This window comes from Sphingomonas sp. So64.6b, from assembly GCF_014171475.1.
GTDB classification, from domain to species: Bacteria; Pseudomonadota; Alphaproteobacteria; order Sphingomonadales; family Sphingomonadaceae; genus Sphingomonas; species Sphingomonas alpina_A.
The window spans coordinates 4,952,091-4,966,135 of sequence record NZ_CP048817.1; the positions used below are offsets into that span (position 1 = coordinate 4,952,091).

Genomic DNA, 14,045 nt, shown 5'->3' on the forward strand with positions numbered 1-14,045 from the left:
GCGGAACGAAGGACCATCATGCGCGAAGCAGCTATCATCTCCACCGCCCGTACCGGTGTCGGCAAGGCCTATCGTGGCGCATTCAACGACACCGAGGCGCCGATGCTGTCGGCGCATGTCGTCAATGCCGCGATCGATCGCGCGGGGGTCGATCCGGCGCGGATCGACGATGTCTATCTCGGTGTCGGCAATCACTGGAACACGCAAAGCTATAATCTCGGCCGGCTGACGGTGCATGCGTCAGTGCTGCCCGACACGACCAGCGGCTTTACGATGGACCGCAAATGTTCGTCCGGACTGAACGCGGTCGCCTTTGCCGCACGCGCGATCATGACCGATGAGATCGACGTGGCGATCGCCGGGGGTATGGAAAGCATCTCGCTGACGCTCAACAAGCATGCGCCGGCATGGCGCAACCGCGCCGAATTGGTGAAACAGCATGACCCCCACGCCTATATGGCGATGATCGAGACGGCCGAAATCGTCGCCGAGCGCTATGGCGTGAGCCGCGAGGATCAGGACCGTTTCGCGGCACTCAGCCAGCAACGCGCCGCTGCGGCGCAGAGCGCCGGGCGGTTCGACGCGGAGATCGCCCCGATCACGGTCGATAAGGCGCTGTTCGACAAGGAAGGTAATGAAACCGGCAAGGAAGCGGTGACGCTGGCCCATGACGAGGGCGTGCGCGCGGGCACGACCTATGAGGCGCTGGCCGGGCTCAAGCCGGTGTTCAGGGATGGGCTGGTGGTCAAGGAAGGCCGCCACATCACCGCCGGCAATGCCAGTCAGCTGTCGGACGGCGCGTCGGCGCAGGTCGTGATGGACCTTGCCACCGCGCAGCGCGAAGGGTTGCCGGTGCTCGGCGTGTATCGCGGTTTCCAAGTGGCGGGCTGCGGGGCCGATGAAATGGGCATCGGTCCGGTCTTTGCCATCCCCAAGCTGCTGCGGCGCGCGGGTCTCAAGCTCGACGATATCGGCCTGTTCGAGATCAACGAGGCGTTCGCCAGCCAGGCGGTCTATTGCCAGCGCAAGCTCGGCATCGATCCCGACCGGCTTAACGTCGATGGCGGCGGTATCGCCATCGGCCATCCGTTCGGGATGACCGGAAGCCGGCTGGTCGGCCATGCGCTGATCGAGGGCAAGCGCCGCGGCGTCAAATATGTCGTGGTGTCGATGTGCGTTGCCGGGGGCATGGGTGCTGCCGGACTGTTCGAGGTCGCATGACCGAGGGCAATCATGACTGGCCGAAGACGATCGTGGCGGCGGCGGCGATCGCGGCCGAACGCTGGCCGTCGGCTCCGGCGCTGATCGAGCAGGGCCGCACGCTCAGCTTCGCCGAATTATGGGATGCAGCGCGCGCCGCGGCGTCGGCATTGCTCGCCCGCGGGATCATGCCGGGCGATCGCGTCGCGGTGTGGGCGCCCAACGTCGGCGAATGGATCTTCGCGGCACTCGGCGCGCATATCTGTGGCGCGGTGCTGATCCCGCTCAACACGCGTTACAAGGGCGAAGAGGCAGGCGAAATCCTGCGCCGCACACGCGCCGTGATGCTGTTCACCATGCGCGATTTTATCGGCACCGACTATCGCGCTTTACTCACCGGTCAGGTGCTGCCCAATCTGCGCGAGACGGTGACGCTCGAGGATTGGGATGCTTTCATCGCCTCGGGCCAGGGCGCCGCCGATCCGGCGGTCGACGCGGCGGTGGCGGCGCGCCATGGCGACGAATTGTCGGATATCATCTTCACCTCCGGCACCACCGGAGCGCCCAAGGGCGTGATGACCGCGCATGCTCAGGTTACGCGTATCTTCGGCGATTGGGCCATCCGGGTCGATTTGCGCGAGGGCGACCGGCACCTGATCGTCAATCCTTTCTCGCATACGTTCGGCTACAAGGCGGGCTGGGTCGCATGCCTGTTGCGCGGCGCGGCGATCGTGCCGCAGCCGGTGTTCGACGAAGCCGAGACCGCACGGCTGATCATGGCGCACAAGGTAAGCTTCATTCCGGGACCGCCGGCGATCTATCAGTCGCTGCTGCTCGCGCAAAAGGCATCGGCGGCGGCGGATTTTTCCTCGCTGCGCGTGGCCGTGACCGGTGGCGCGCCGGTACCCTCGGTCCTGGTCGAGCGGATGCGCGACGAACTCGGCATGCGCAATGTCGTCAATGGCTATGGCATGACGGAGCATGGCGCGATCACCATGACTCGGCAGGGCGACTCGCCCGACGTGATCGCCAATAGCTGCGGTTATCCGCTGCCCGGCGTCGAATTGCGCGTCGTCGATGATGATGGGCGCGACGTGACCTCCGGCATGGCGGGCGAGATCCTCGTGCGCAGCCACGCGGTGATGCGCGGTTATCTCGACGATCCGGCCGCGACTCGCGAAGCGGTCGATCCGGCCGGCTGGCTGCATACCGGCGACATCGGAGCGCTCGACGACAAGGGTTATCTGCGCATCACGGATCGCAAGAAGGACATGTTCATCTCGGGCGGGTTCAATTGCTATCCGGCCGAGATCGAAGCGCTGCTGTCGCGGCATCCGGCGGTCGAGATGGTCGCGGTGATCGGCGTGGCCGACGAACGCATGGGTGAGGTGGGCAAGGCGTTCATCGTGCTACGCCCCGGGACCGGGGCGACGCCCGACGAGATCCGCGGCTGGGCGCGAGACTTCATGTCGAACTACAAGGTGCCGCGGTCGATCGTGCTGGTCCCAACGCTGCCGCGCAATGCGAGCGGCAAGGTGATGCGCGCGGTCTTGCGGGAAGGCGAAGCCGGCTGATCAGCCAGGTGCAAGCCGATCGTGGAAACCAGGCGAACTGTCGACGCGCAGCCGGCTGAGGCGGCGATGCGCGATCAGCCAGCGGCTGCCGACCTTGCGGTAACGCTCATGATAATGGCCATAGCCGTGGAGGAACTCCTCGCGCGCGCCATCCCGCCACCAGAGGTGATCCTCCATCGGCCAGATCCCGGTCGCCTCGCTATCCGACACAAAGTCGATTTCCGGGCAATGAGCGTGGTGGACCGATGTGACCCGCGCGATGCCCCCGGTCATATAATGCTCGATCGCCGCGGCGATCGCTGTCGAACCAACGATCGGCGCGCCTATCGCCTGTCCGTCTATCGAGACGCTCGAAAAGGTTTCCGACACCGCATCGTCGGTATGAAGCGCGGCATAGCGATGCCACTCCCCGGTATCCATGTAGCGCAGGCGTCGAGCGAACAGCGTCCTGATCTCCTCGATCGCGAGCAGCTTCTCGATGTCGGTCATCACGGCTCCTGCGGGGCGTAACGAAGGCGCAGCGCCTTCTTGTCCGGTTTGCCCAGCCCGGTGCGCGGGATTGTCTCGACGACATGCACCGTCTTCGGTGCATGCAGCGCGCCTTTGCGGTCGCGGACCAGGCCGATAAGTGCATTGGCGTTGACCGATGAGCCTGCTCGCGCCACGACGATGGCGGTCACCGCCTCGCCCCATTTGGCATGCGGCACGCCGATCACCGCCACGTCCGCGATGCTTGCGTCGGAGGCGATGACGTCCTCGATCTCGCGCGGATAGACGTTGAAGCCGCCAGTGACGATCATGTCCTTCTTGCGATCGACGATGTGCAGGAACCCGTGCGGATCGCGGACCGCGACATCGCCGGTATGAAGCCAGCCCTGTTCGAACGCGGCGGCGGTCTCGTCCGGTTTACCGAGATAACCGGCCATCACCATCGGTCCGCGCACGCAAATTTCACCCGGCTCTCCGTCGGGCACAGGCGTCATCCGATCATCGAGCAGCGCGACATGGTTCCATGGTGTTGGCCGCCCGCATGCCGAGAGTCGCCCCGGGATTGCCGGATCATGATCGGCACGGCGCAGCAGCGAGATCGACATCGGCGCTTCGGCCTGACCGTAGAATTGAAAGAAGACCGGCCCGAACGCCTTGATCGCTTCGGCCAGTCGCGGCGCGCTGATCGCGGAGGCGCCGTAATAGATCAGCTCGAGGCTGGAGGTGTCGCGCCGCTGCCGGTCCGGGTGATCGAGCAAGGCGTAGATCATCGCCGGCACCAGCAAGGTTGCGGTAATGCGGTACCGTTCGATCGCCTCGAGCACCGCACCCGGCTCGAAACCCGGCATCACGACGATCGTGCCGCCCCTCAGCAGCACCGGCATCAGCGCCGAACCACCGGCATGGCTCAGTGGCGAACAGACCAGCTGGCGCAGATGCGCCGGCCATTCCCATTCGATCAGCATCACCTGCAGCATCGTCATGGTATAGCGGAGCGACCCCATGATCGCCTTTGGCTTGCCGGTGGTCCCGCCCGAATAGGTCAGGCGGACGATCGTATCCGGATCTGCCACCGGCGCGATCAGCGGCGCGTCGCTGTGCCGGGTCGCGGCGGCGATGAGGTCGTCGCCCGGACCCGGGCCGAGCGGGAGCAAGCGAAGCGCGTCCGACCGCTCACGCAGCGTCTGAGCGATCGTGCCGAACGGCCCGGGATCGAACACCAGCGCCGACAGCCCGGCGTCCGTGGTGACATAGTCGAGGTCGTCGATCGCGGCCAGCGGATGCATTGCGACCAGGCATAGATCAGTGAAGGCGATTGCCGCCTGGATGTAGAGTACTTCAACGCGATTCTTCGCAAGCAGCCCGACCCGAGCGCCAGGCGACAGGCCAAGCGCGTTGAACGCGGCGGCATAGCCGGCGACCGCGGACCGGAACGAGCGCGCGGTGACTGGCGCGGCGCCATCGACGAATTCGACCACGTGGCGGTCGAGATCGTGCGACAAGGCGTGCAGGATCAAGTCCGCCGGACCAGTGAAGCGATGTGGCGACACGATCACGCCGCGCTCAGTTCCGGAACATGGTGCCCGAGTTGGCGAAGTTGCGGCACTACTTGCCGGGCAATCGCCGCCGGCACCGCGACCGGCATCGCCAGCAATCGCTGCGCCATGCCCTTGGCATTGGGATCGAAACGCATGCCGGCGGTCTGCCCGCCGCCGAGCGCGTTCTCGACCGTCAGGTTGATACAGTGAAAGCCCGGCGCATCGAAGCGGCGCACCGGTGGCGGCGTGCCGTCGCTGCTGGTGCTGCGATACCAGTCGGCCACGCGCTGCTCGGTCAGCGCGGCTGAGATATAGGGAAGATAGGCCGGATCGCGCGCGATGATGCCAACGTTGAACATATTGGCCTTGTCGCCGCTTCGCCCCCAGGCAAGCGCGATCAGTGGAACCGGTTCGCTGGCATCGGTCGGCTCTTCGACGGGAAAGCGCGAGCGGATCAGCGTCGTCGGATCGAACCCGCCTTGGGTCGCGATGGCGGCGGATTCGACCGGTCGATCATCGACCTGCACGAACACGGGCACCGCCGCTTTCTCGAGCAGCACGCTGTGCAGCGCGAGAACCGGCGCGACGGTGGCCGGGCCCAGGCCGGTCGACCCCTGCGCCATCGTCGTCATCACGCTGCGCCCTTCATCGGCGATCAGCTCGGCGCCCGCCTGGTCGGGATGGCGCGCGACGATTCTGCACACCAGTTCCTGCGGAAAAGTGTCGTGCGAGGCCGGCGCGCCGATCACTTCGATGCGCACGTCGGAGAAATCGGGCAGGTTGCGGTCGCGCAGCATTGTGCGGCAGCGCCGGATCAGCGCGTCGCCCATGCGCTGTGCGCGTTCGGCGGCGTCCATTCCCATCACGGCGAACAACGCGGTCGCGCGCCAGCCATCATGGAACGTCGCCGATACCTTGTAGGTCGACGTGGGCGCGCGGCCGGTGACGCCGCTGACCTCGACCCGATCCGATCCGACGGCGCTGACTCGTGCGGTCGAGAAATCGCAGACCACATCGGGCACGATATAGGCCTCGACGTCCTGGACTTCGTAGATCAGCTGCTCGCTTACCGTGCCGACACTGACCATGCCGCCGGTTGCGGCCGGCTTGGTCAGTACGAAGCTGCCGTCCGCACCGCATTCTGCGATCGGGAAACCCGGCGTCGCCCAATCGGGCACCAGCCGCCAGTCGGTGAAGGTGCCGCCGGTCGCTTGCGCACCGCATTCGAGCAGGTGTCCGGCGGCGGTACCGCCCGCCAGCTGGTCATGGTCCGACGGTGTCCAGCCGAATTCGTGAATCAACGGGCCGAGCGTCAGCGCACTGTCGACGTTGCGCCCGGTGATGACGATATCGGCGCCGGCCGCCAGCGCCTGCGCAATGGGGAAGGCGCCAAGATAGGCATTGATACTGGTGATCCCGTCGGGCAGCGGCGCCCCGGAATAGAATTCCTTGAGATCGAGAGCGCGGAGTTCGTCGAGCCGGGGCCGGAGATCGTCGCCGGAAACGACCGCGATGCGAGGGGATCGCCCGATCGCGGCCGCTGCGCGCCGGATCGCATCCGCCTGTCCGTGCGGGTTTAGACCACCTGCATTAGTGACGACGCGAATGCCGCGGTCGAGGATCGTCGCGAGATGCGGTCCGAGATGGATGTCGAGCAAATGTTTCGAGAAACCCGATCCGGGTTCACGCGCTTCGTCGGCGGCGAGCCAAGCCATGATCCCTTCGGCGAGATATTCGAAGATCACATAGTCGAGCGGGCTATCGTCGGCGAGCAGCTGGGCGATACCCAGTGCGGAATCGTTGACGAAGCCGGAGCCGCACCCAATCCGAACAGTTTTTTTCGTCATGAGTGCGGCGCCGGGATTCTGATCGGTCAGAATTTGAAACTGGCGGCGACGCCGTAGCTGCGCGGACGGGCGTAGGCGGCCGCGGTCGCTGCATTGGTGACCGATGTGCCCATCGAATAGAGCGTGTTGGTCAGGTTCCGGCCGAACACCGAAAGGCGGAAATGATCGCCGTCGGGCGACCAGCCAAGCTGCGCGTTGATCAGCGAATAGGGCCGCTGGCGATAATCATTGTCCAACGTCCAGACAAAGCCGGAATTATAATAATAGTCGGCGCTGGCATCGACCTTACCCGCCCCGATCGCGGTTTCGTAGCGTATGCCGGCATTGCCCGTGAATTCCGGCGCGCGGATCATCGTCTTGCCGCTGGCATCACCAAGATACGTCGTGTTCCCGCCAGCCGGAAGTTCCCTGAAGAAAGGCACGAGATAATCAAACTTTTTGTACTTGGCGTGAGTGTAGGCGCCGGCCAGCCGTACGCGCAGTCCCTGGGCCAGACGGATCGAAAAATCGGCATCGAGGCCGTAGATTTCGGCATTCGCCGCGTTGAGCAAGGTTTGCAATCCAGCGGGGTTGCGCGTCGTTATCTGCAGATCTTGATAGTCGTAATAGAATGCAGAAAGGTTCAAGCTCGTCGGACCAGCGGCGAGCTTGTAGCCCACCTCATACGAGGTGATCGTTTCGGGCTCGACCGGGGGCGCATTGAAGGTCGCGGCGGGGAACAGGCCGCTCTTGAAGCCCTTCGAATAGGTCGCGTAGACGTTCGAATTGTCGTTGAGCGCATAGATGACCGACACGCGCGGTGTCCAGGCGTCCACGTTCAGACTGCGGAACGCAGTGAGCGGCGTGCCAGCGTTGCGGCGGGATAAGAAGGTACGGTTCTCCGTGCTGTAACGCACACCGGCCGTGACCTTGAGCCTGTCTGTCAGTGCGTAGGTACCTTCGCCGAAGATCGCATAAGCATCGACCTGCATATGCGCATTGTTGAGCAGCGTCGTGACGTTGGAATAGGTCGGATTGTCGACCGTATCGCCGTAATAGAAGCCACCGACGATCCACTGGAACGGGCTGGCGTTCGAGCTCGATGCGGTGACTTCCTCGGTGAAGTAATTGTCCTTGATCAGCGTATCGATTCGACTAGACGCGGCGACCACCCGATCCTGGTCGGTGATCGAGAAATTCTCGGTCTTGCGATAAGCTGTCAGCGACTTGACGGTGACGGCGCCGAAATCATGCATAATCGATAGGCTCACGCCGCCGCCCTTGGTGATCGCATAGGGATCGAAGGTAAGCGCCAGCTCGCGCGGGTCTTTCGGAATCAACGCGCCCGGTGTCGCCGAGTTCGAGATTGGGCGCAGCGAAACGGACGTCTCGTCGCGAATGCGGCCATAATCGCCGATCAGCATCACCTCGGTGTCGCTGTCGGGCGAGAAGAGCAGCTTGCCGCGGATGCTCTTGTCTTCATATTCGGCCAGCCGCGTGTCGCGCAAAACGTCGCGGGCGTAGCCGTGATCCTTGTGGTAATTGCCGGCAATATCGAAGCTGAGATTCTCGGTGATCGGCCCGCTGATGAAGCCGCCGATGCGGAAATCGTCGAAATTGGCGTAGCTAGCGGTGACACTGCCGCTAAACACGTCGCTCGGCCGCGTGGTCGTGACGAGTATCGCGCCGCCGGTGGCGTTGCGGCCGAACAGCGTGCCCTGTGGGCCCTTGAGCACTTGCACGGATTCGATGTTCGCCAGGTCGAACACCGCGAAATACTGGCCCGAGATATAGACCCCGTCGATATAGATCGCGACCGGTGATTCCGAATTGCCGCCGACCACGGTGTTGCCGACGCCGCGCACGGTCGCCTGCGCCGCGGCGCCGGTCGTGTTGATCGTCAGACCTGGTGCGAGCAGTGCCAGATCGCGCGAGCCGGAAACGCCGCTTTGCGTCAGCTGTTCGCCGGTGACGGCGGTAATCGAGATCGGGACGTCCTTCAACTTCTCCTCGCGACGCTGCGCGGTAACGACGATGTCGCCTTCCGCCCGCTCTTCCGCCGGCTCCGCGACCGGTTCGGCTGACGTGCTTGGCACCTGACTGTCGGTTGCCTGGGCCTCAGGCGCTTGGGTCACGGGGTTAGAATCCGCAGCCTGCGCCTGCTCGGCACTGCTGAAAAACAAGGCGGCGGCAAGTGCCGTCGTCGCTGCCAGACGAAAATGCGTCGAACGATCCATAACCTCTCCCCTAGGCTCATTACGAGCGCCGGCTTCGCCACATTCATGGTGGCAAATTACCGGACTTGTTGTGATTACCGGCTCAGGCGGGCCTCCATCATCCCCATTTGAGGTTATCGGGCGGCCAATTCGCTCGAATTTTCGCGGTCGAGCCAGCTTGCGGCCAGGCCGCCGGCACGCCTCAACGCTTGGTCGGCGCGGTCCAGCAATCCGGCCTGCGAACAAAAGCCATGGATCATGTCGCCACGCTCATCGAGTTCGACCGGCACGCCCGCTTCACGAAGCTTTGCGGCATAGGCGACGCCCTCGTCGCGCAACACGTCCCAGCCGGCCACCGCGATATAGGCCGGCGGCAGATGATCGACGCGCAATGCGCGCAGTGGCGAAGCGATCGGATTGTCACGGTCCGCGATATCGGGCGCGTATTGATCCCAGAACCAGCGCATATCGGCGGTCGAGATGATCCGGCCGGGATCACCCGTTTCGCGATATGAACCGGTAGTCAGATCATGATCGAGCACCGGGTAAAGCAGGACCTGGCCGGCGATCATCGTATCGCCGCGATCGGCGAGGAGCAACGCGGCGGCGGCGGCGAGATTGCCGCCCGCGCTGTCGCCGGCCACCACGATAGTGCCGGGTCCCTCCGACAATGCCGCGACCGCCGCGGCGATATCATCGACCGGCCCCGGGAAGGGCGTTTCCGGCGCCAGGCGATAATCGATCGACACGACGGGGCGGCCGCTCGACACCGCAAGCCAGCTTGCCAGCGGATCGAACAGGTCGGGCGCGCCGAGTACCCAGCCACCACCATGCGCATAGACGATCGTGCCGGCGCCTGAGACCTGAAGCGGCGTATAGCGCCGCGTGGCGATTGGTCCGCCTGGCCCTGCGATGTTGCCGTTCTCGATCGTTGCAATGCCCGGGTGCGGCCGTGGCGGCAATGCACGCAGCCGTGCATCGACATCGGCACGTGCCTCCTGCGGTGTCCCGGCGTTATAGGGTTTCTGGCCCGACGCGGCGATCGCCGCCAGCGTCGCGACAGCGACCGGGTGAAGCGGCGTGTCAGGCATCGCCACGATCGTCGAAGATACGCGACGCCTCAGCGGTGTCCAGGTCCTCGGCATGCTGGACGCCCAGTGCGACCCGCGCATCGGCCGGGGAAAGGTCAAGCACGCCCTCGAACCGCGCCATGAAGATCGGGGTCGAGTCGAGCCCGATACGAATGGCGCGCTGCATGATGTCGAGGACGGTCAAATAGATTTGCGGATAATGCAGGCCGGCACGGACCGGAAAGCGATAGCCGCCGAGGATATAGAATTTGGTCAACTCGCCGGCCAGTTCCGGCGACAAATGGCGATGGACGTTCGATAGCCGCACGAAATAGGGCATCAGTTCGCCCAGCGTGTTGAAGCCGCCGCCGGTTATCAGATGCTCGAAATCATGGATTTGCCCCATGCGAAAACGAATGAATTCGTATGGCGATTTGGGCTCGAGCGACGCGCGGCCGAGATTCACCTGAAAGCCGCGATTGACCAGGCAATCATGATAAATCCCCCCGATCGTGCCGGGCGCATATTTCTCGAAGAACGCGACACTGTGCGGGCCGATATAAGCCTCGTCGATCCAATCGCGGAACAACGGGTTGATCTCGCGTTCGCGCGCGATCAGCCGCTCGACTTCGTCGACATCGGTGAGCTGCGCCATGGCGGTGATCAGGCCGTCGGCGGTGTCGCCCTCATTGCCGCGGTCCGGGCCGTTACGGCGCAGGAAATGTGTCGCGACCCAGTCTCGCAGGCCGGCATGGTTGAGATATTTGGACGTGCTGGTCAGCACGCTGCTGCCGACCGGCACCGTTCCGACACGCTGCAGCAGATAGTCGAGATTATCCATCACTCGCTCCTCATACGCGACCCGTCGCCGAACCAAGTTGCGTGGCGAGCGCGCTGGGTACGGCAATCGGGAAATCTAGTAATTGCTGGCCGTTCCCCTTGCCCGGGGAATCGAACCGGATGTTGGCCGCCAGCCCGCCGCCCATTGTGCCGCGAACGACGAAATTGAGCGCGGTGAGGCCCGGTGCATATTGGCGTTCGACCGCGCGGGCGTGTCCTTCGACCAGATGGGCGTAGCGCGTCGCGATCGCGTTCGGCGTCAGTGAGGCGGCGAGATAGGGCAGGTAGTTCGGCTCGCGCGCAATCACCGCGAGATTGAACAGGTCGCCCTTGTCGCCGCTGCGCACCCAGGCAAGTGCGACCAGCGGCACCAATTCGGTCAGCGCCTCCCCTGGCGCAGGTGCCGGTGGATTGATCTGCGCAACGGCACCGGGATCGAAACCGCCGTCCAGCGCGATCGGGATGGTGTCGGTCTGACCATCGATGGTGACGGTGACCGTTGCCGCACTCTTTTCAATCAAAGTGCTGCGCAGATGCTGTATTTTGATAACCTGCTGGGTGAGTGGCATGGTGGCGCCCGCGACGACCATCAGCGACGCGGCCGCCTCCGCCATAAACAGCTCGACCGCCTCGCGGCGCTCGTGTTCGACAGCGAACCGCGCCACCGCCTCGCGCGTCTCGCTATGGCCGTCCAGACCATAAGCGGCACCGCCACCGATCGCTTCGTTTGCCGTGCGGCGCCATTCGCCCCAGTTGCGCTGACGCAGCATCTCGCCGGTACGCTCGATCAGCGCACCGCCGAGCTGCCGCCCACGCGCTGCCGCATGAGGGCCGATGATCGGAATCGCGTACACGCCGCGCCAGCCGGACTCATAAGTGAGGCAGGTCTTGTAGGTTACCGGCCGCGAGCGGCCTTTGGCACCGGATACCGACACGCGGTTGGCACCGACCGTGGCCAGCGTCACATTGCTGAAGTCGCAGGCGACGTCGGGTACCAGATAGGCGGCGACCTGTTCGACCTCGTAAAGCAATTGTTCGGCGACCGATCCGACCGAGACGATGCCGCCAGTGCCCGGTGGCTTGGCGATCACCGCCGTCCCGTCGGCCCGGCATTCGGCGATCGGATAACCGATATTCGCCCAGTCGGGCACGTCGCGCCAGTCAGTAAAAGTGCCCCCCGTTACCTGAGTGCTGCATTCGATCAGATGCCCGACTAGCGTGCCCGCGGCAAGCAGGTCGAAATCGTCTATGCCCCAGCCAAATTCATGGATCAGCGCACCCAGCGTGGTCGCGCTGTCGACGATGCGGCCAGTGATCACGATGTCCGCACCGCGATCGAGCGCGGCGGCGATCGGGAAGGCGCCGAGATAAGCGGTGAAGGCGAGTATTGGGTCGGCTTCGGCCAGGGCGTCGGCGATCCAGCCAAGGCCAAACATCTCGGCGCGTGCGGCGAGTGCGGGAAGTGAGGCGGTCAGATCGGCGCCGTCGACCACCGCGATTCGCACCGGCACGCCGAGTTCGGCCGCCTTGCGTTCGAGTGCTCGGGCGCAGCCATGCGGATTGACGCCGCCAGCATTGGCGATCAGCCGAATGCCACGTTCGCGGATGCGCGCCAGATGCGGCCCGGCGAGCATGTCGACAAAGGATTTTACGAAACCGGCTTCCGGATCGTCGAGCCGCTGCCGTGCCAGCCGCCCGACCACGGACTCGGCGAGGAGGTCGAAGACCATATAGTCGATATCGACATCGTCGCGCAGGAACTGCGCCACGCCCATCGCACTGTCGTTGACCGCTGCCGTTGCGCCGCCAATGCGGACGACCCGCTCCATCCAAGCTCCTCTCGCGCACCCCTTTTTTTCGGGAAAATCCGCATCATGGCAGTCGCGCCGCATGCCGAAACCAGCAACCCCCGTTCGGTGGTTGCCGGGCGAACGCCGTGCCATAGAGTTTTGTGGATAATCGCCGCCGGTCGCGCGGGCAGGAGAGTGGAATGCTGGCACAACCGGGCCCCGGAACCGAAAAAACCTCTTCGGCGGTGCAGCCGGGGGCATGGTTCGCACTGGCGTTGCTGACCGCGATGACGACCTTCAACCAGATCGACCGCCGCGTGGCATCGCTCGTCATCGAACCGCTGAAGCACGAATTCCTGCTCACCGACGCGCAGCTCGGCATGCTGACCGGGCTCGCTTTCGGCATGATCTACGCGTTGACCTCGATCCCGCTCGGGCTGCTTGCGGACCGGGTAAATCGCAGCAAGCTGCTCGCACTCGTCGTGGCGGTGTGGAGCGCGATGACCGCATTCGCTGGTTTTGCGACAAGCTATGCGCATTTGCTGCTGACCCGGGTCGGCGTGGGTGCCGCTGAATCGGGCGCGTCGCCGACCGCCACATCGATCATCACCGACCTGTTCCCGCGCGACAAACGCGCGACCGCAGTCGCCATTTATCAGACCGGCATCCCGATTGGATCGTTCCTGTGCTTCATCGTCGGCGCCTGGATTGTCGCGCATTATGGCTGGCGAGCGGCGTTCATGGCGGCGGGCCTGCCCGGCATCCCGCTGGCGATCCTGATCTATGTGTTTCTGAAGGAGCCCAAGCGCGGCTTCTACGATCAGAACGGGCCGGCCTATGACGGCGCGTGGCGCCAGCGCCTGTCCGACGCGATCGGCTTTATCGGTCGCGACAAGCGCGTGCTGTTGCTCATGGTCGGCGCGGCATTGCTGTCTGCGGCGAACACCGGCGTCACCGGCTGGTTCGTGCCTTTCCTGATGCGCGAACAGGGCATGTCGATTCAGAGCGCGGGCATGGTGATCGCCTTCGCGTCCGGCATCTGCGGCGGCATCGGGCTGATCTTCACTGGTGCGCTGACCGACCGGATCGCGAAGGGCGATCCCAATCGCATGCTGATCATGTGCGGCGTGATCGCGTTGCTGACGATGGTGCTGGCGGCATGCGCATTGCTTGCGCCGAGCGTCGCGCTGACCGTTGTCGCGATCTCCGCTTACAGCCTGGTCTGCTATTCCTTTCTCGGGATCAGCTATGGCGCGCTGCTTAACCTGACTCCGTCGGGTTTCCGGGGAACGGTGATTTCGATCGAAATGGTCATGGCGAATCTGTTCGGTTATGGCGGCGGCCCATTCGTCGTCGGCGTGCTGAGCGACGCCTATGGCGGCCCGCATTCGCTGAAATGGGCGATGCTGACGCTTAACCTCCTCTATCTCGCCGGGGGCGGATGCTTCCTGATCGCCGGCCGGCTGAACCGGAAGCGGGAATTGGCCGCAGGCTGACCGACG

10 protein-coding genes are annotated in these 14,045 nt (G+C 64.4%); 3 read left to right on the plus strand and 7 right to left on the minus strand.

Going from position 1 to position 14,045, the window contains the following annotated elements; genetic code table 11:
- Positions 1 to 18: 18 nt before the first annotated feature.
- Positions 19 to 1,221: an acetyl-CoA C-acyltransferase gene (locus G4G27_RS23550; RefSeq protein WP_183110875.1), complete on the plus strand. Its 1,203-nt coding sequence runs from the start codon at positions 19 to 21 to the stop codon at positions 1,219 to 1,221.
- Complete coding sequence (locus G4G27_RS23555) at positions 1,218 to 2,774, plus strand: FadD3 family acyl-CoA ligase (RefSeq protein WP_183110876.1); 1,557 nt, start codon at positions 1,218 to 1,220, stop codon at positions 2,772 to 2,774. The genes G4G27_RS23550 and G4G27_RS23555 overlap by 4 nt, the downstream gene beginning before the upstream one ends.
- Here the strand turns inward: G4G27_RS23555 and G4G27_RS23560 are convergent, their stop codons facing one another.
- The 7 genes from G4G27_RS23560 to G4G27_RS23590 form a co-directional block, all read right to left on the minus strand.
- Positions 2,775 to 3,263: a nuclear transport factor 2 family protein gene (locus tag G4G27_RS23560; RefSeq protein WP_183110877.1), complete on the minus strand. Its 489-nt coding sequence runs from the start codon at positions 3,261 to 3,263 to the stop codon at positions 2,775 to 2,777.
- A complete protein-coding gene (locus G4G27_RS23565; protein WP_202049631.1) occupies positions 3,263 to 4,819 on the minus strand; it encodes an AMP-binding protein in 1,557 nt (518 codons plus the stop codon). Before G4G27_RS23565 ends, G4G27_RS23560 begins: the two co-directional genes overlap by 1 nt.
- Positions 4,816 to 6,648, minus strand: coding sequence for an acyclic terpene utilization AtuA family protein (locus G4G27_RS23570; protein ID WP_183110878.1), 1,833 nt, complete (start codon positions 6,646 to 6,648; stop codon positions 4,816 to 4,818). The genes G4G27_RS23565 and G4G27_RS23570 overlap by 4 nt, the downstream gene beginning before the upstream one ends.
- A gap of 26 nt (positions 6,649 to 6,674) precedes the next feature.
- Entirely contained in the window at positions 6,675 to 8,864 is a 2,190-nt protein-coding gene (locus G4G27_RS23575; protein ID WP_183110879.1) for a TonB-dependent receptor, read from the minus strand.
- Positions 8,865 to 8,977: 113 nt separating this feature from the next.
- Positions 8,978 to 9,934, minus strand: coding sequence for an alpha/beta hydrolase (locus G4G27_RS23580; protein ID WP_183110880.1), 957 nt, complete (start codon positions 9,932 to 9,934; stop codon positions 8,978 to 8,980).
- Positions 9,927 to 10,754, minus strand: a complete 828-nt coding sequence (locus tag G4G27_RS23585) for a hypothetical protein (protein WP_183110881.1) — start codon at positions 10,752 to 10,754, stop codon at positions 9,927 to 9,929. Before G4G27_RS23585 ends, G4G27_RS23580 begins: the two co-directional genes overlap by 8 nt.
- 10 nt (positions 10,755 to 10,764) lie before the next feature.
- Positions 10,765 to 12,582, minus strand: coding sequence for an acyclic terpene utilization AtuA family protein (locus tag G4G27_RS23590; RefSeq protein ID WP_183110882.1), 1,818 nt, complete (start codon positions 12,580 to 12,582; stop codon positions 10,765 to 10,767).
- A 161-nt stretch (positions 12,583 to 12,743) separates the two neighbouring features.
- On the opposite strand from G4G27_RS23590, the gene G4G27_RS23595 reads away from it, so the two are divergent.
- On the plus strand, positions 12,744 to 14,039 hold the full coding sequence (locus G4G27_RS23595; RefSeq protein ID WP_183110883.1) for an MFS transporter: 1,296 nt from the start codon (positions 12,744 to 12,746) through the stop codon (positions 14,037 to 14,039).
- Positions 14,040 to 14,045 lie beyond the last annotated feature (6 nt).